The organism is Streptomyces sp. NTD91, assembly GCF_059510455.1.
In genome coordinates, this window is record NZ_JCAJZW010000027.1 from 90,855 (window position 1) to 108,644 (window position 17,790).

14 protein-coding genes and 2 pseudogenes are annotated in these 17,790 nt (G+C 69.4%); 10 read left to right on the forward strand and 6 right to left on the reverse strand.

The annotated features are described in order from the left end of the window. Positions 1-13: 13 nt before the first annotated feature. On the reverse strand, positions 14-1,249 hold the full coding sequence (locus AC5WRT_RS25420) for an IS110 family RNA-guided transposase (RefSeq protein WP_496100630.1): 1,236 nt from the start codon (positions 1,247-1,249) through the stop codon (positions 14-16). Positions 1,250-1,562: 313 nt separating this feature from the next. On the opposite strand from AC5WRT_RS25420, the gene AC5WRT_RS25425 reads away from it, so the two are divergent. From AC5WRT_RS25425 to AC5WRT_RS25445, 5 genes and pseudogenes are all read left to right on the forward strand, one after another. Beyond that, entirely contained in the window at positions 1,563-3,851 is a 2,289-nt protein-coding gene (locus AC5WRT_RS25425) for a lantibiotic dehydratase (RefSeq protein WP_496100631.1), read from the forward strand. 323 nt (positions 3,852-4,174) lie between these two features. Further along, a pseudogene (locus AC5WRT_RS25430) lies at positions 4,175-4,539 on the forward strand (pirin-like C-terminal cupin domain-containing protein); the annotation flags it as partial. A gap of 419 nt (positions 4,540-4,958) precedes the next feature. After that, positions 4,959-5,855 (forward strand): DMT family transporter, encoded by an 897-nt coding sequence (locus AC5WRT_RS25435; protein ID WP_496100632.1) that lies wholly within the window; start codon positions 4,959-4,961, stop codon positions 5,853-5,855. A gap of 54 nt (positions 5,856-5,909) precedes the next feature. Beyond that, on the forward strand, positions 5,910-6,056 hold the full coding sequence (locus AC5WRT_RS25440; RefSeq protein WP_496095549.1) for a hypothetical protein: 147 nt from the start codon (positions 5,910-5,912) through the stop codon (positions 6,054-6,056). A 183-nt stretch (positions 6,057-6,239) separates the two neighbouring features. After that, the gene (locus tag AC5WRT_RS25445) at positions 6,240-6,917 is read left to right on the forward strand and encodes an HdeD family acid-resistance protein (protein WP_496095548.1); all 678 of its coding nucleotides are present in this window, start codon (positions 6,240-6,242) and stop codon (positions 6,915-6,917) included. A 307-nt stretch (positions 6,918-7,224) separates the two neighbouring features. Here AC5WRT_RS25445 and AC5WRT_RS25450 read toward each other — a convergent pair whose 3' ends face one another. Both AC5WRT_RS25450 and AC5WRT_RS25455 read right to left on the reverse strand, forming a co-directional pair. After that, the gene (locus AC5WRT_RS25450; RefSeq protein WP_496100633.1) at positions 7,225-8,298 is read right to left on the reverse strand and encodes a PP2C family protein-serine/threonine phosphatase; all 1,074 of its coding nucleotides are present in this window, start codon (positions 8,296-8,298) and stop codon (positions 7,225-7,227) included. Between the two features lie 201 nt (positions 8,299-8,499). Further along, positions 8,500-9,350: pseudogene (locus tag AC5WRT_RS25455) on the reverse strand (NUDIX hydrolase). Between AC5WRT_RS25455 and AC5WRT_RS25460 the strand changes: the two are divergent. Beyond that, positions 9,285-9,524, forward strand: coding sequence for a hypothetical protein (locus AC5WRT_RS25460; protein ID WP_496100637.1), 240 nt, complete (start codon positions 9,285-9,287; stop codon positions 9,522-9,524). The pseudogene AC5WRT_RS25455 and the gene AC5WRT_RS25460 overlap by 66 nt on opposite strands. A gap of 96 nt (positions 9,525-9,620) precedes the next feature. On the opposite strand, the gene AC5WRT_RS25465 is transcribed toward AC5WRT_RS25460, so the two are convergent. Next, on the reverse strand, positions 9,621-11,852 hold the full coding sequence (locus AC5WRT_RS25465; protein ID WP_496100634.1) for an FUSC family protein: 2,232 nt from the start codon (positions 11,850-11,852) through the stop codon (positions 9,621-9,623). A gap of 598 nt (positions 11,853-12,450) precedes the next feature. Between AC5WRT_RS25465 and AC5WRT_RS25470 the strand changes: the two genes are divergently transcribed. From AC5WRT_RS25470 to AC5WRT_RS25480, 3 genes are all read left to right on the forward strand, one after another. Continuing rightward, positions 12,451-13,194, forward strand: a complete 744-nt coding sequence (locus AC5WRT_RS25470; RefSeq protein ID WP_496095544.1) for a hypothetical protein — start codon at positions 12,451-12,453, stop codon at positions 13,192-13,194. After that, the gene (locus AC5WRT_RS25475) at positions 13,181-13,789 is read left to right on the forward strand and encodes a Fic family protein (protein WP_496095543.1); all 609 of its coding nucleotides are present in this window, start codon (positions 13,181-13,183) and stop codon (positions 13,787-13,789) included. Before AC5WRT_RS25470 ends, AC5WRT_RS25475 begins: the two co-directional genes overlap by 14 nt. A gap of 604 nt (positions 13,790-14,393) precedes the next feature. Next, positions 14,394-14,744 (forward strand): FG-GAP repeat domain-containing protein, encoded by a 351-nt coding sequence (locus AC5WRT_RS25480; protein WP_496095542.1) that lies wholly within the window; start codon positions 14,394-14,396, stop codon positions 14,742-14,744. Positions 14,745-15,007: 263 nt separating this feature from the next. Here the strand turns inward: AC5WRT_RS25480 and AC5WRT_RS25485 are convergent, their stop codons facing one another. Continuing rightward, positions 15,008-15,550, reverse strand: a complete 543-nt coding sequence (locus AC5WRT_RS25485; RefSeq protein WP_496095541.1) for a DUF4232 domain-containing protein — start codon at positions 15,548-15,550, stop codon at positions 15,008-15,010. Positions 15,551-16,016: 466 nt separating this feature from the next. Continuing rightward, the gene (locus AC5WRT_RS25490; protein ID WP_496095540.1) at positions 16,017-17,096 is read right to left on the reverse strand and encodes a hypothetical protein; all 1,080 of its coding nucleotides are present in this window, start codon (positions 17,094-17,096) and stop codon (positions 16,017-16,019) included. A 260-nt stretch (positions 17,097-17,356) separates the two neighbouring features. Here AC5WRT_RS25490 and AC5WRT_RS25495 point away from each other — a divergent pair. Then, the coding region (locus AC5WRT_RS25495) for a Tn3 family transposase (RefSeq protein ID WP_496095539.1) at positions 17,357-17,790 on the forward strand (434 nt) is incomplete at its 3' end.

Below are 17,790 nucleotides of genomic sequence, written 5' to 3' on the forward strand. Positions count from 1 at the left end.
CTGTAGCCGCTGGTCAGGCAGCGCCTTCTGTTTGGAGGGTCACTTGGTAGCCGAGTTGGTTGAGCTGGCTCCCCAGGCGTCGGGTCTGCCCGGCCCTGCCGATGCGTTCGATGAAGTAGTGGCCGCCGAGGTCGGCAGATTCGGCGTCGTGGGTGAACATGTGCCGGACAGCGGTCAGGATCGAGTGTTCCAGGGCGACCAGCGCGCGTTTCGTGCCGCGGCGAGCGACGATGCGCCGGTAGCGGGCAGCGAGGTAGGTGTCCTTGGTCCGCGACGCGGACACGGCGGCCTGGCCGAGAGCGGCCTTGAGCCAGGGGTCGCCGTGGCGGGTCTTGCCGCTGCCGGTCCGGCCGCCGGACTGGTGGTTGCCGGGGCAGACGCCGGCCCAGGAAGCCAGGTCGGCCGCCGACGGGAAGCGGGCGATGTCGTGGCCGATCTCGGCGAGGATCACCTGCGCGGCACGTGTGTCGACGCCGGGGATGGTCACGAGGAGTTCGATGCGGCGGCGAAAGGGCTGCAGCATCACCTCGATGTGCTCGCTGAGCTTGGTCCCGGTGGCGGTGCAGGCGTCGATCCGGTCCAGCATCGCCCTGGCCAGGAAGGCATGGTGGGCGCCGAAGTTGCCGGTCAATGCCTCGACGAGGGCGTCGGTCTTGCGGCGCATACTGCCCCTGGCCAGATCCGCCAGGACGTGCGGGTCGCGTTCACCTGCGATGAGGGCTTCGAGCATCGCGCGGCCGGAGACGCCCAGGATGTTGGAGACCGTGGCGGACAGCTTGATGCCGGTGTCCTCCAGCAGCTTCTCCAGCCGCTGGGTCTCGCGGGTGCGCTCACGGACGATCTCGGTGCGGTAGCGGGTGACGTCCCGCAGCTGCCGGATCGGTTCCGGGGGCACGAACGAGGGGCGGACCAGGCCGTGTTCGACGAGTTTGGCGATCCACTCGGAGTCCTTCACGTCGGTCTTGCGGCCGGGCACGGACTTCATGTGGCGGGCGTTGAGCAGCCAGCACTCCATGTCGTGTTCCAGCAGGTAGAACACCGGTTTCCAGTAGACGTCGGTGGCTTCCATGCCGATCACGGTGATGCCCTCGGCGAGCAGCCAGTCCCGCATCGCCAGCAGACCGGACGTCACCGCAGAGAAGGTCCGCACTTCACTGCGGCGCCGCTTCCCGCTGGGCACACGGATGCAGACCTTCACGTCGACCTTGCTGATGTCGATCCCTGCACAACGTTCATGGATCACTTCCATAGCCCCGGCGCCCCCTCCTGTCGTCAGCCGCGAGCACGCGACCGTCCGGCGGGGGTCCGGCAGGCGGAAGAGTCTGATTCACGTGCTCGGAGCAACGCATCCGGGTGCCTGTCGGTGGACCCCCAGCGTCCTACTGACCCACGGGCTCGGAACGCGCCAAGGCGAGACGACGTCCGCCGGACGACCACACGCCGATTTTCACGCACACAGGGTGTCGCCGTCAGGCGACCGGATTACTGACCCGTCGGCGAACCGCACCGCACCTGCCCGCATCCCCCGCAGTCCACCCGCACCACCCAAGGAGAGCCGTGCCATGACCGAAGACTTCGTGCCGTCCCTCGGCCGCTGGCGGCTGTGGGAGCAGTTCGCCCTGCGCGGGCCGGGCTTTCCCGCCGACGGCGTGCTGCGCGTGGCCCCTGCCGGACTGGCGCAGGCTGCCGACAAGTTCGCCGTCGACGACCTCCTCCAGGGCGACGCCTGGGAGGACTTCGCACGGCTCTTCACGGACGCTGCCGTGGACACCGCGCACACCCTCCAGGGCATCGCCCGCACCCCGGCCTTCCGGGAGGCGGTGGCCTGGCAGAACCCTGCCGTGCTGCGCACCGGCATCGCGCCGTTCCTGCGCTGGACGCCGAGCGCGGACAGCCGCAGCAGCATGCCCCGTCAGCGTGAGGAACTGGTCGCGCACTACTGGCAGCGGTTCTGCGTCAAGAACGACACCATCGGCTTCTTCGGACCGGTGGGCTGGGGCCGCTGGGACTTGGCAGTGCAGGGCCTCGTCGTCGACCCCGGCCAAGGGCTGATGGAGAAGTCGACGGTGTACTGGGCGAGTTGGGGCATCGACGCCCTGGCGCGGACCCTGGACACCGACCCCGACCTGCGCGAGTGGGTCGCCCCGCGCCGCGTGCCCTTCGTCGCCGTCGAAGGGGACCGGGTCCGGGTGCCGGGCCGGCGCCCGGTGTCCGTGTCCGCGGACGCGGCGGCGGTGATCGCCCGCTGCGACGGCGTCCGGCCCGCTCGCAGCATCGCGGACGAGTTCCCCGGCGTCGACGTGCCCGCCGTCCTGGCAGACCTGGTGGCCCGTCGCTGGGTGGTGTGGCGGCTGGAGGTTCCGGCCTGCACCCACCCGGACCGGGCGCTGCGGGCCTGGCTGGAGTCGGTCGGCGCGAGCGGCCCGCGTCGGCGGGGGCTGGCCGCGCTGGACAGGCTGGAGCGGGCTCGCGACCGGGTGGCGGCCGCCCGCGACGTCGGCGGCCTGGTCGAGGCGATGGAGGCGCTGGAGAAGGAGTTCACCGACCTCACCGCCACCGCAGCAGTCCGGGAGAAGTCCGAGTCGACCGCACCCTGCCGGGCGCTGGTGTACTCCGACACCCGCAGGTCCGCCACGGCCCGGCTCGGCCCGGCCGTACTTGACGCGCTGCGCCCGCTGCGGCTGCTGATGGACAGCGCAGGCTGGCTCACCTCCCGGCTGGCCGCGGCCGTCACAGCGGAGACACGCCGCGTCCACGACCGCCTCGCTGCCGCCGGCCCGGTCGATCTGGCGTCGTTCTGGTTCGCGTGCCTGCCGGTGCTGCACGGTACCGCCCGTGACGCCGCCGCCGGACTGCAGCGGGAGTTCGCCGAGCGCTGGCAGCGCATCCTGGCGGCCCCGGCGGACGCCGGCCGGGTCACCGTGCGGGCGTCGGACATCGAGGAGGCCGTGCGCGCGGAGTTCGGCGACTCGGCCGGAGGCTGGACGGCGGCCCGCTATCTGAGCCCGGACGTGATGATCGCCGCCGAGGGGGCGGAGGCCGTGGCGCGCGGCGACTTCACTGCCGTACTCGGCGAACTCCACGTCGCGTCCAACACCTTGGGCGCTTCCCTGTTCACCCACCAGCACCCCGACGTGTCGGAGCTGTTCCGGCTGACCGACCGGGACCACCCGGGCCCGCGCCTGATGCCGTTGATCCCCAAGGAGCACCGGGCACGCCTGTCGGCCCGGGTACGCCACACCCTCGTGCGCCCCCAGGACCACCTGGTGGCCCTGGCCGACTTCACCGCCGACCCGGCTCGGCCGCGGGTCGTCCGCAGCGCAGACGCGGTGGTCGAGGAGCACGGCGGCGACCTCGTGGTGCGTCTCCCCGACGGCTCGCGGTTCCCGGCGGTCGACGTGTTCTCCCATGTGCTGACGACCCTGGCGATGGATCTCGTCCGTGTCCTGCCGCAGGCGCACCACACCCCGAGGGTCACCGTCGACCGCCTCGTGATCGCCCGGGAGACCTGGCGGCCGCCCGCGGCCGGCGCCTGCTTCGCCGACGAGAGGGACGAGGCCCGGCGCTTCGTGCGGGCCCGTCACTGGCGCACCGGGCTCGGACTGCCCCGCTACGTCTTCGTCGTCTCCCCGACCGAGTCCCGCCCCTTCTACGTCGACTTCGACAGCCCCGTCTACGTCACCATCCTCGCCAAGGCCCTGCGCCGCCTGGCCCGCAAGGACCCGCGGGCCAGCGTCACGATCACCGAAATGCTGCCCACGCCGGAACAGAGCTGGCTCACCGACGACCAAGGGTCGCTCTATACGGCGGAGTTGAGGTTCGTGGCCCACGACACGGCGGCCGACTCCTGAGGCGAACCACGGGATGCCTGCGCAACTCAGGGCAGGGAGCGCCGGGCGCCGCCTGGGCCGGCCCCCGTCCGATCACCATGTCTCGGGCGGGCGACGAGACCGGGGCTGTGCAGCCGCGTCCAAGGTCGGACCGAGCCGCCCGAGAGCGAGGACGACGGGCGCGTCGTGGACGATCCGCTGATCCAGCGGTTCCAGGTCGCACCGTTCGAGACCGCCGGCCCCACCACGTCCTCGGCCACGGCGCGTGCCCGGCGAGCGTGGCCGCCCAGGCCGTGGTGCAGGGCAAGGGCACCGCAACGGGGTGGCTCAAGCAGACAGAAGAGCTACGCCCCGGAGCCCAGGTCACGGTGCCGTGGGCGGAGGAATTCAACGCCCTCGCCTCCGTACTGGCGGACCGTGGAAGCGCCGGCGCCGAGCAGCGACCCGTCCGCATGGGGCAGGCCGCCCTGTTCGGCAGCGGCGGGGCAGTCACCTTCGGGGCGAGCGAGACACAGGATGCCCGCACACCAGAACTTGAGATCCGCCTGCTCGGCGGCCAACCCCTTCGCGAATCCGTCGCCAGTACGGACCGTTCGTCATGAACACTCAGGCCGAGCTGGTGCAGGCAATCGAAGACCACAAAAGGGGCCGGTTCGGCAACGTCCCGGTCGAGAAGATCGCCTTCTGCTCTGACGGCCCCGGCAGCTGACGCCGGCCGGGGGCACGTCGGCCCCGCTGGTTGCCGTGCGCCGTCGCCGCCGCCACGGACCTGATCATCATCGTACCGGGGAGTGAGCGGAGGTTCGGCCTACCCGTAGGCCGATGGGGTCCTGCACGTGCTGTCCGGCGGCACTGCGGTGAAAACCTCCATCGGCCCGGTGACGTCGAGCAACTGCACACACTCGGACAGCGCGATGAGAGCCGAGTGGGGCCCGCGCCGACGGGCCGTGGAACTGGTCAGTGACGGGATGCCCTGCGTGTGCGGGCGCTGACGCCGACACGCCGTACCCATGTCCCGGCAGGCCGACAGCAGCCGGGACGCGAGGAACGGAATGCAGCCTCGGACATTGCGGTTCTTCTTGACAGGCCCGACGAGCGGGGGCTTCGACGACCAAGGAGTAGTCCGCCATGGCTCTTGCCGTCATTCTCGCCGTGCTCGCAGCGTGCAGCAACGCGCTGGGAACAGTTCTGCAGCGGCGGGCGGCGCTGATGGTCCCGGCCTCGACGTCCCTGCGCCTGGGCCTGGTCCTCGATCTGCTGCGGACCCCCGTGTGGCTCGCGGGCATCGCGGGTGTCACCGCCTCCGCGATCCTCCAGGCGGTAGCCCTGGCCTCCGGCTCACTCGCCATGGTCCAGCCGGTCTTCATCCTCGAACTGCCCCTGGCCCTCGTGATCGGCGGCGTCGTCTTCCACGTGCGCCGCTCCCGCAGGGCCTGGTTCTCGGTGGGCTGCATCGCCGCGGGACTGGCCGTCTTCCTGTTCTCCCTCGCCCCTACCGGGGGCAAAGACGCGGTACCCGATCTGTGGTGGGTGCCCACACTCCTGATCGTCGGCGGCATCGCCACGACGTTCGTTTTCGCCGCCATGCGCAGACCGCTGGGCATGATGCGGGCGGCCTGCCTGGCCGCCGGAGCCGCCCTCGGCAACGCCCTCACCGCCGCGCTCATGAAATCGGCCATGAGCGTCCTGGGCCACCGGGGCCTTGCAGCCTTCCTCCTGTCATGGCAGACCTACGCCTTCGCGGTGCTCGGCGCCACCTCCCTGTTCCTGCTCGGAACCGCCATGCAGGCCGGGCCCCTCATCGCCTCCCAACCGGCGCTGACGCTGACCGACGCCGCAACCGGCGTCGCACTGGGCATCACGATCTACGCAGAGGAGCCCCGTACGGGCATGTGGCTGGTCGCAGCCCTGACAGGATTCGCCGTTCTCACCTATGGGATCGTCGCCCTGTCCCGCACACGATGCCTGGCCGACTGCTTGAACGTGGACGAAGAACAGCCCGACCTGGAGCACGCCACGGCCTGACCAAGCACGTCGCGTCCCCCGCGTCCCAGCCGCGCCGGCCGAGGAGACCGAGTGATGTGCGTTCAGCCCACCTGGCGGATGGGGGCGATGGCGAACCGGGACGGATGTGATCACGCTCAGCAGGAGAAGATCCAGGTGCTGGTCGAGTACGCCCCGCTGGAATGCGCCGACGAGGATCACCACCTCTGGACGACGGCATGATCCAACAACGCGCCGTCATCACCTCCCACGCGTGAATGCCGAGGTCAACCCGAACGGAACACTCGGAATGCCTCATGGGGCACGGACCCGCACCCCTTCCCACCGAGCAATATGAGGCCAATCGGGTGACGATGGAGACAGGTACCGACGTGACCACGCTGCTCCCACTAGGAGGCAGACGCCATGACATCCTCTTCCGATTCCCCCGGCCCCATTCCGCCACGCGGCACCGAGCCACAAGAGGGTCGCCTGACCGAAGGCATGGCCGCCATGGCGAACATGGGCTGGCAGGTCCTGCTCACGATGGGCCTCGGCACCATTGCCCTGGGTGTCATAGCCCTGGTCTGGCCGGGCGCGACACTCCGCGTCATCGGCCTGCTCTTCGGCATCTACCTGTTGGCCACCGGTGTCTTCCAGCTCGCTGCCGCCTTCGGCACCCACGTCCCCCGGCATCTTCGCGTACTGCACTTCATCACGGGTGCGGTCTCCATCCTGCTGGGACTGATCTGCTTCCGGGGTCCCCTGGAGTCGGTCTTTCTGCTCGCCCTGTGGATCGGCTTCAGCTGGCTGATGCGAGGCACGCTGGAGACGGTCGCTGCGGCCTCCGATCAGGCCATGCCAGCCCGTGGTTGGCACGCCGCCTTCGGCATCATCGGCACCATGGCGGGCATCGTGATGATCATCATGCCGTTCGCCTCCATCGCGACACTCACCCTGGTCGTGGGCGTCATGGCCATAGTCGTCGGCCTGACGGAGGTGGTCCGCTCCATCAGGACACGCGTCGAGATCGGCCATGTGGCTGCCGGTACGCCCACCCACCGGCGCCCCCTGTTCCACGCGCGTGCGCACCCCCAGCACTGATCGGCGGGCGGGGCGTTCTCGGGTATCGGCTCACCAGGGTCACGCTCCGCCCGAGCCGGTGGAGTGGAGAAGTCGTCCACGGGGTGAGCACCGCAGTGGCGGCATCGGAGCTGCGGCCGGTCCCGGCGCGCCGGGTCTCCCTGCTCGTGCCGCCGGCCCAGGCAGGGGGGCGCCGCGAAGACCGGGCCGAGAGGTTCAGCCAGTGGTATTCGGACCGCCGGGCAGCGGCTGAGGCCGCGGACGATCTGAGTGCGGATCGGCCGGCCCAGGAGGTCACGGTTGAACGAGTCCGAGCCTCATCTCCGGTTCAGCGGCTCGGCCGTCGCCGGGCGACGAGGACAGCGATGTCGTCGTCGAGCCGGCCGCCGCTGTAGGCGATCAGGTCGCGGTGGAGATGGGCGAGAAGCTGGTCGGGCGCCTCGCCGCTCCATGAGCGGATCCGTTCGGCGAGGGGGTAGAAGGCACCGGAGCGGTCGCGCGTCTCCGTGACCCCGTCGGTGTAGAGCAGGAGCTGGTCTGCGGGGTGGAACGGGGCGAGGTCGACGTGATAGCCCTCGCTCACCAGCATGCCCAGGTTGAGCGGCGGCGAGGGAGCGGCGGGCTGCAGCTCACGGACCTCGCCGCGGTGCACCAGCAGCGGCGGCGGGTGGCCGCAGCTGACGGTCCGGACCACCGGTTCATCGTCCGGGATCTCGGCCAGCAGAGCGGTGATGAAACGCTCGGCGATCTCCGAGCCCGCAACCCTCGGGTACTGGGAGGCGTAGCGGCTCATGCTGGTCTCCAGGCGGCAGGCGAGGCGGGGCAGGTCCGGCGCGTCGTGGGCGGCCTCGCGAAAGGCGCTGAGCAGCGTCGCAGCCGTGTAGATCGCGAGCAGGCCCTTGCCACGTACGTCGCCGATGAGGAGCCGTACGCCGTGCGGGGTGTCTATCGCCTCGTACAGGTCGCCGCCGATCCGGGCTTCCGCCGCGGCGGCCAGGTACAAGCTCTCGAGCGAGACGTGGCCGAGATGTCTCGGTACCGGATGCAGTACCGCCAGCTGGGCGGCCTCGGCCACTGAGCGGACCTGGCCCAGCTGATGGGCGCGTCGGCCGAGCAGGCGGTTGAAGAAGACCGCGAATGCCGCGATCGCCGCGAGGGTGGCCAGCTCGGAGTAGGCGATCGCATCCTGAAGATCATTGAAGGCCACCATCAAACCGACAAAGATGGCGCACGCGCTCACTCCGACGAGCGCGGTCCCCCACAGGGGCAGCAACGCGGCGGCGGAAACCATCGCCGTGGCAAGGAACGCATCGGGCCTGACATCGCGGGGTGTGAACAAGCCGACGACCAGGCCGATGGTCAGCAGCAGGGCAGGCAGCAAGAGCAGCAACCTGCTACGCACACGAGCACTGCGTGTGACTCCGCGATTCTCAGGAGAGCTCGCCACCGTGCCGCTCCCCAGGGTCGCACAGGTCGAGCGGCAGCCCGGTCCGGAAGAAAGGCCACCGTCTGGGCATTTTATCGCCGGTCGCTCTCGCGGACGATGTCGTCCATGGCATGTCCGATCGCCGCCCACGGAGGCACGGGGCTGCCTACATCCGCGTCATCGCCGGGAACATCCTTCACAGCCGCGTGCATCGACCGGTACGGCCGCATCGCCCACCCCGTGCACCGCAACGGCCGGCCGATCGGCGACCCCACCGGCCGGATCACCGGCGACGGCATCGGCGACGCCATCAACCGCGCCGCCACCCGCGCGCCCACCTGACAGGCCCCCACCGAGCTGCAGCCCTCCCTCCCGCCCCGCCGGAGCGGACACACTCCGCGCCGCGGCTTCGCCACCGCCGCCTAACAGGCCGGCAAGGACGTCGTCGAGACCGCACGCCACGGCGGCCGGGTCGACGGATCGAAGTCCCTCGCCGGCTGCGTCGAGCAGGCCGGCACGTGGGACGAGACCACCCCGCTCCACGGCAGAAGCCAGGGTGGCAGCGCACGGGAGTCTCCGCGGAGGGCCGAGGGAGGCTACCCGCAATGCGTTCCTGCCCCCCCGCGCATCCTGCAGCTTGCGGGTGAAGCGATGCATGTGGGGGTCGAGCAGCTCCTCGAGCACCTGCTCGTCGGTCAGCCACCGGATCGCGCTGAACTCGTCCTGGTCGTGGGAGGTGATGGTGTCGGCTTCGGCGTCGAGGAGGTACCAGAGCGAGACGTCGGTGTGTGCGCCCTGCCCCCGAGTCTCGGTGACGGTGAGGAAAAGGGGGAGCTCACCGGTGATCGGTGATGCGGTGGCCCGGATGCCCAGCTCCTCACGCATTCCCGCACCACGGCGGCCCACGGGTCTTCCCCCGGCTCGACGTGTCCGCCGGCCGGCAGCCACAGGCCGGCCTTGCGGTGCGCAACGAGCAGCAGCTGACCGCTCGCGTCGTCGAGGACGACGAAGTAGCTCACCAAATGCATCGCGGGGACATCCGGCTTGCGCACCCGGTAGACCGGGGCTTGGCCGACGATCCACAGCGTGGCGGTCGTCAGGTGGGTGCGCTCCAGCTCGTCCCAGGGTTCGATGGCGCCGACCAGCTCCAGAAGGCCGGCACGCGGCTGGTCGTCATGGTCGGTGAGAGGATGGCCGGTTGAGGTCATCCGCGCATCCTGTCAGGAGGCACTGACAGAGCAGGTCGACGCCGGGCGACGGTCGCAGAAGGCGCGGAAGCGGGCTCGCCACAGGAGTGCTCATGCGTCCGTGACCGGTCGCCCGGGGGAGGCAGTGAACCAGGTGCGGTGAGCCTGCCCGCGTACCCTCGCTGCGGCGGCCAGACTGGGCTGCAGGCGGCAGACCGCATGCAGGTGGTCGACGGTCCAGATGATGCGGACGGCAGTGTCGTTGGCGCGCCCGCGTTCGTCGCGCAGGTCGCGCCGGACGGATGCGGCTATGGCGGCTTCAGCCTCGCGGTTGCGCATCAGGGGGTGCGGGGTTGAGTTCCGTCGGCCCAGGCTTGCGGACAGATCCCTGAACCAGCCGGTTACCCGGCCCGACATTCCGAGGAGGGCAAGACGGGCTTCGGCCCAGTCGGTCTGCGCCGACGGTGGACGGGCGCGCCGCCAGAGCCCGAGCACGGCGTCCGCCGCCAGACGCAGAGCCACTATGCCCGTGACAAGGGTGGCCATGTCTGCCATCGGGACAGGCTTGGGACCGCGCTCTGCCAGGTAGCCGCGGAAGGCGTCGTCCAGCCGTCGGGCCGCGGCAGCCGCTTGGCGGCTGTAGCGCAGGGGAGTGCCGACCTCTGCCGGGCGGTCACCGCACCGACCGACGGCGTACTCCACCGCAGCGGCCAGGTAGCGGGCGCTGTCCGTGTACGCGGCGGCCAGGGCCCGGTCGACGGCGGCAGTGGCGCCTCGTGGCCAGAAGAACAGCCCCACCAGCAGGCTGACCGCACAGCCGATGGCGATGTCTTGAAGCCGCACCAGCACGATGTGCCAGTCCGGGTTCTGGCCGATGTTGAACAGAACGACGAGTGTGACGGTGAAGGCCGCCTGTCCGGCCGCGAACGAGATGGCGGCGGGTGCGATTCCGGCGATGAGGACGGCCGCGGGCAGCACGAACCAGAGGCCGGGGCCGTGGTCGCCGAGGAGCCGCAGCAGCCCTGCCCCGATGAGCGAGCCCACGAGGGTCCCGGCAAGGGCACGCACCGCGTTCTGCCCGGTGCTGAGCGCGTTCGAGCGCAGGACCGACAGGGTGCCCACCAGGACCCAGAACGAGTGCTGGAGGCTCGTGAGGTTCACCAGGACAACGGCGATGCCGAGACCGAGCGAGCCACGCAGACTGTTGTGCAGCCAGACCGAATGCGGCTGCAGGTGGGCGGCGGCCCGCTCGCGAGCGGAAGCCAGGGGACCATTCAGGGCCCCGGGATCGTGACCGATCAGCCGCTCCCACCAGCCGCGCTGCTCGGCAGCCGCGGCCAGCCCCACGTTGTCCGCGATCTGGAGCACCGCGAACCCCAGCTCCTGGGCACGGAACGACACGTCCAGTGCCTCGATGAAGGCGCGGATTTCCGACTCACTGCTCAGGTCCTGGTGCACAGGCAACCGGGGTGCGGCTCCGCGTTCCACGCCCTCCACAGCCGCGCGAAGGTCCTTCACAGCGACCTGGAGCGCATGAGGCGCGCCGCGCGGGTCCTCGAGCAGAGCGGCTGCCTCCTCGAGGACCGCGGCCGCGGCCCCGAGCGGCGCGTGGGCATCCGGATCGCGGGTGTGACCGGCGTCGGGTGAATGTCCTCTGTCAGCCATGATGGCGCTGAGCCAGGTGAGCTCGTCGACCAGGCGGACGATTGCACGGGAGCTGCAGGACAGCCCGGTGGGGCGGTAGGGAGTCGCGTCGAACACGGCGCGCAGCGCGGCCGCAGCGCTTGCAGCCTCCTCGGCGGTGACACCGTACCTTCCGGTGGTCGGCACCTGCGGATCGCCCGCCGGCCGGGATGCATCGGCACGCAGTACCGCCGCGGCGGTGCGGCATACCTGCGCGGCGGGTGCACTGAGCGGATCACCGGCCGGTCGGGGCCACAGGAGAGAGATGGCGAGCATGGCGGCCAGCGCCGCAAGGCCCGCGCCGGCGAGTCGGCCCGGCAGCGCTGACAGGGGCCCGGGAGAGGTCACCGGAAGAACGAGGCCGAGTAGCAGCGCGGTCGTCGTGCCCGCGAGCACCGAGCTGACGACGCCCGAGAACAGGACAAGGAAGCCGACCACCACGGTGACCATCACCGCGAGCCACGTGATCCCGGCGACGAGCGTGCCGAGGCTGATCAGCACGGCCCACGCCACCGCGAGTCCGACCTGCGCTCGAAGCCGCTGCGGCATGGGACCGGTGAAATCGGCCAGCAACAGCATGGAGAACGATCCGAAGGCGGCAAATGCGGCCATGACCGGCGCATGGAAAACTTTCATGCACATGGCAAAGAGGGCCGGCATGACAAGTGCGGTACGCGCGGCCCGGCGCGTCGCAGTGAATTCCGGATCGCGTGCAGCCCACCCTCTCAGGGCCGGCGACCACCAGGCACGGCCGGGCCAGTGCATCTGCGCGGATACCTCCCACGAGCGGGGTCGCTCACCTGCCCCATCGACGCCGTACCCGTCAATCAAAGTATGTGCTTCTGGACTCGGTCGTGCACTTGCACACCCGATGCTCGAACTGCCTGGGAGCCCCGCGTGCGCGATCCAGTGGGCCCCGAGAGGCCGCGGCTACACGGGCAGCGGTCGGGAAGGCCCTTTTCGGCGCGGCCCGAGCCCGCGGCAGGAGGGAGTGTCCACTGACCTCTTTGGCGCGATGTCATGGCTGACGAACAGCGGTTCTCGCGGTCGGAGGCCCGGCCCGGCCGCCCCCCGTCCGGGCGGCACGCATCGACTGCAGCACGGTGAGCGTGTCGACGGCACGCAACTGGCGGACTCCGAGTGCGGTCATGCGTGAGTCGGGGAAACCGCTCGCGGCGCAAGGTCTTCGAGCCCAGAATGGTGTGTCGATCACATCGGACAGGAAGAGTGACCAGCGCTGACGTACGACCGTGGCACCTTGCCCTTCCCCGAGAACCGTGTGCCCCCCATCACCTACGACGGCATTCGGAACTGGGACGACCTCGACCCGGCCCGCCACCCGTTCGCCTGGAGCGAGGACGAGGAAGCCCACCTCCGCTCGCTGATCCGCGAGTGGGTGCCGCCGGTACTCTCCGGAATGGCCGGCTGGTGGCAGGGCGAACGCTGGTGTGAAAGGCAGGTGGACGCGATCATCCGGGAGCGATACGGCAGCTGGGCCTGGGGATGGAGCTGGTGCTACCGCGACGGCGGGCCCATCGGCAGCTGGGTCAGCGGGGCAAGCTCGGTGACGACCCCCGACGAAACCGCAGCACGCGTCGTAGCCGCGCTGCTGGAGTGGCGGGAGTGGTTGGAGCGGACGGCTCAGCGCTTCGTCGAACTGGCGCCGCCGTCGGACGCCGCACCCGAGGAGCGCAGCTGGTACCTGGAGCGGGCCTGCGTCCGGCTCGTGACGCATGCGCTGGACTCAGGAGCGGAGGGTGGTTGGTACGGGCAGGCCTCGATGGTTCTGGGCTGGTTCCTCACCACCACTGGCATGGACCGATCCGAAGCCGCGCGAGCAGTGGAGCGCGCAGTCGGCGGCCGGTTCAAGAGCTGGGTCACCCCTGAAAGGACACTGATCGAATCCGTCGGCGAGGACCTCGCCGTTGGCCTCACCGGCCACGCCCCCTACCACGACCACCGTAAGAGGGCGGCTCTGGAGGAGCTCCATGACCGCTACTGACAGCCTGTCGGTTTGGCTGCGCGTGCGCCGTGAGGCCGACTGGCAACACGCACCAGTTTTACGGCGGGTTCGTCCTGTGAGCGACGGGTTCCGGGCTTGGTGCGAAGGGCCGGTGCGTCGGCGCGACCCCGTTCGCGCCGAGCGTCTGCTCGCTGCCCACGCCTTGGCCCGAGCCGATGCCGCGCGCCGCGCGCCGCTGAACTTCACCCTGCTGACCCGCTGGCAGCGCAGGGTCCTCGGCCAAAAAGAGGCACCGTTCCGCGCGAACGACGCCTATGCGAAGGCCGGCCGCGAGCGCTACGGCTTGACCCCGCGTACCCGGGCCGACTTCGCTTCGTGCCTGCGCGAGACGACCGACCCGGACATCCCGCTGGCGGCCCGCGCGGCCCGCGCATACCTCGACGTGGCGTTCTTCCACCCCTTCACCGACGGCAACGCCCGAGCCGCCCTGTTGACCTTGGTCCACGTCCTGGCTCGGGAGGACATCGTCCTTTCCGAGGTCGGCCCTCTTCAGACCACCCGCTACGCGGATGACCCGGAAGGCGCCGCCGACCTTGCCACTCTCATCGGGTTGCTCAACCACCGCAGGTGCTGAAGTCTTCGGGCGAGAGCACCGACAACTTCCGCCAGGCTTCAACAAATCGTCGCTGCATCCTTCGGAGATCATCGCGGTCCGTGAGATGCGGATGGAGATATGGGAAGCGGACCACCCGGACCAGGCGGAAACCCCCTGGTGGGGAACGAAGTGGGTCCCCATCCCCGGAAGTGACGGAGACGACCACTTCTTCGATGCCGGGGAAGGGATGTGGCAGAACCACCTCGGTGACGTCGTTCATGATGACCAGGCGTACTTTCTGGGGTGGCCCAGCTTGGGCTCATGGCTCCGCGAAGGGGCGGAAGCCATGAAGCATCACGGCCGATCCTCCTGGTACGGCCCGGTGACCGCCCCCAAGGTCGACAGCGGCGGAGACGTAGACTGGCGGAGCTGAGTCCTGTGTCATTGCTCGCCTTCGCGCCCAGATGAGGATGCCTGCGAGGTGGAGTGCTGCCTGGTAGGCGATCGCGAGCTCGTCGGTCGGTGCGGCCAGGCCGCGCCGTCAGCGCTGGATTCGCCGACGTTATGACGAACCCGACTCTACGCAGGTACCGGCCACGGCGCCTTCCGTGTCCGTAAGTCGCTGGGCGGCGGATGGAAGTCCATGAACGCCCTGACCGCACCGGGCGATCTCAACGGTGACGGCCGCGGCGACCTCCTCGCCCGCGACACCTCGGGCAACCTGTGGCTGTACCCGGGCAACGGACGGGGCTCCTTCGGCGCCCGGAAGCTCATCGGCAGCGGCTGGGGCCAGATGTCGGCCTTCCTCAGTGTCGGCGACGTCAACGGCGACGGTCACAACGACCTGGTCGCCGCCACGCAGGACGGTTACGACAACCCCAACGCCTCGTCGACGGCGGACCAGTTGCGGCTCTACGCAGGCAACGGCAAGGGCACCTTCGCCAAGTACCAACTGCTCAACCAGAACTGGTACGACCTCAACGGCGGCTTCTGAACGCGGCCCCCTCCGGGCAAGGACAGACCTGGAGGGGCCTTTCTCACCACGCTGCCGCCCCATCTGCCCGCAGGGGATGGCGTAGAAGCGGGCGGGGCTTTCGGTCCCACCGTAGGCCCCGGCGACCTCCGGGCCCGGCGAGAATGCCACGCGTGCCACGTGTCGGAGGTGGCCACCGCATCACCCGGAGGCTTCAACTCGTTCCGGTAGTCGAGCGGTGGCCACCAGCGGCCTTGAAGAGAGGCTCCAGACCGCCCAGTTGGTTACAGGCCGACCGGGTTGATGTAGGTAGCCGGGTGGGTGGCGCCGTCCTGCTTGAGGATCTGGCCGCCGAACGGCCACTTCAGGGTGAAGCGCGTCGTCTCGTTCGGCGGGGTGACCAGGAACTTCGCCGGAACGAACTTCTCCTTTCGCGGCGTGGACCTGGCCACCGGGAGCAGGGTGATGCTGAAGTCCACTGTGTCCCCCTGCCCCAGGGTGATCTTTTCGGGCTTCTTGGAGGAGCGCGCCAGCGACCAGGTGCCGTCGGTCTTCTGGGCGCCGATCATGTCGACACCGGCGAAGCCGGCCAGGGTGCAGGTGTGCTTGCTCCGGTTGGTGAACCAGACGTACGCCTGCGTCTGCTTCTTGGTCTGCCCCATCTCCGGCTTCGCGTCATCCCCCGTCGCGAAGCCGGCCTTCAGGTCGACAGTGTGGCAGCGGGGCGGGGCGGCCTTGGCGGGGGCGGCCGAGGCCGGGACGGCGGCAGCGGCAGTGCCGGCGACGACGATCGCTGCAAGGGCCACAGCGGTCAGATTGCGCTTCATGAAGTTTCGGTTCCCCTCGAATACGAATCGGCGCGCGAGGTCAGTGCGCGCCTACACACCCGAGGACGTGCAGTGCCCGAGTTGCGGTTCCATGTGCCGGAGAACCACCACCGACCCCGTGCCTCTGCCGATGATCCGCAACAGGCGCTGCTCCTCGTCGCCATCAGCGGAGTTCGACGAATGCCCACTCGGTGACGCGTCACTTTGGGGACGTCCTGGAGCCTTTGTCAGCTGGCGCGAGCAGCGCCGCCGACTCGTCGCCGGACTGGACCCCTTGACCGGCGAGCCGGACCCCTATGCCGAGATGTTCCCGATCTCCGATGACGACTGAGATCCCTCACGTAACGCGGCGCTCGTGCTTGCGAGGACTGGGCGGACGCTGGCCGCATACGCCGAACGACTCGTCCACAACCACTGCTGGGACTTCTGGTGGGACTGACCGACCGTAGTTGCTGGGCGAAGGCGCTTACTCGATGGAGACCCACACATCGTGGAGAGGGGCCTGCCTGCAGACGAAGATGAGCAGTTCGTCGCGGGCACCGCTGAAGCCCGTCGGATCGTGGAACTCCGCATCGTAGCCGCGCTTGGCGGCTCGGAAGCGGTCCTCCAGCGGGGTCCAGCTCTGTGCGCCGCGTTCTCCGTGGGGCATCGTCAGGAGCAGGCTCATCTCCGAGCCGCAACTGCACTGGACCGGCCGAGGGCAGTGCGGCCAGTACGGCCATCCACCGGTCTTGAGCCCAGGTGCCACGGAAAGATCGTTGCGATAGTCGTAGCCGGGCCCCTTGCCGAGGCTTTCCTGCCAGGCGTAAATACGAGACTGCAACGACTCGGGGAGGTCCTCGATGTCGGGGTACTCGGTAATGCGCTCGGGATGCAGAACGCACGGCTCCAAGACGTAGCCGCCGTCCGCCAGAGCACCCTGTGCCGGGAAGACGGTGTCCGTGAGCGACCCGGCGGCCCGCCAGATGACCTTCGGAGCCGGCCCGCTGTAATGCTCGTGCATCCCTGGAACATCAGGATGCCAATACGGGCACCACAAGATCTGAACCAAGTCCGTTCCGACTGGGAAGCGGACCTCGGGTATGTCGGCAGCGTGCAGCTGAACAACGGGAACCATGACGACCGGCTCGTTAGGAGTGGCCGGCGCCCACGTCTTCACGGTTGTCTCACGAGGGGGCCGGGCCCCGACCTCGTCCAGGAACTCCTGCCGTTTGGCCAGCATTTTCCCCAGGCGCGAGTCCGGGTCGGCAACCTGATCGGGGAACTGGGAGATCATCTGTGCGAACCGCTGTTCGCGGACCTCGTCGGAGTGCCGGAACATCTCCAGTTCCTCAGCGGTGGCCTCCCGCTCAATCTGCACCATATGGGGCAGTTGGCAGGTCGGCCAAGACTCACCCGCAGGCCACAGCATCGGCCCGGCCACGGAACTCGCAGCCGACTCCGGTACCCCACGCCGCGGGTGCAGACGGGTCGCATTCTTCGCATAGACCGCGAGCTCAGGCAGGACAGTGAGGATGTCGACCGGCCGGGCAGGTGTGGTGAACATCTGGCAACGATCTCAGTCCGCCACCCGACGCTGTCAAGATCCGAGGCCGCCGAGAGCCAGCGCCCTGCCGGACGGGAAACGATCACTCGCGTCTCGGGAAGCGATCTACGAACCGCTCGTTCCGAACCACGTCAGCCCTACTCGTCAACGCCCCTCCGTCGTCGCCGCCCAGTACCAGCCCGTGAAATGCCGCTGGCCGCAATACGACGCGAACTGCCGGACCGGAGCACGGACTCGAACGGGACCCGAGACACTGCAATATGAGGTCCGCGCTGATCAAGCTCGTCAACCACACCTTCGCCGCCAGGGACGAGGGCTGGTGGGTTGCGGGCACCGCGTGTGCTTCCGACAGCCGCAAGTTGGGCGCCTGGTCCAGCAACTTCATGACTGAGTGGCACCAGCGCTACCGGGGCCCCGGCATGATGATCTACTGGTATGTGGAGCGCAAGTCGATGTACATCTACTTCCAGCTCAAGCACTGTTCGGCCTCCGAGGTCGCCTCGATGATCGAGGGCGTGCTACGGCACTGCACCGACATGGAGGTCGACCGGCAGTACACCGACACCTACGGCGCTTCCATCGTCGGGTTCGCGTTCGCGCGTATGCTCGGCTTCAACCTGCTCCCGCGTCTGAAGAACGTTGGGTCAGCCCGGCTGTACCGTCCCGCCGGCGGCGAGGGCGAGCAGTGGCCGCA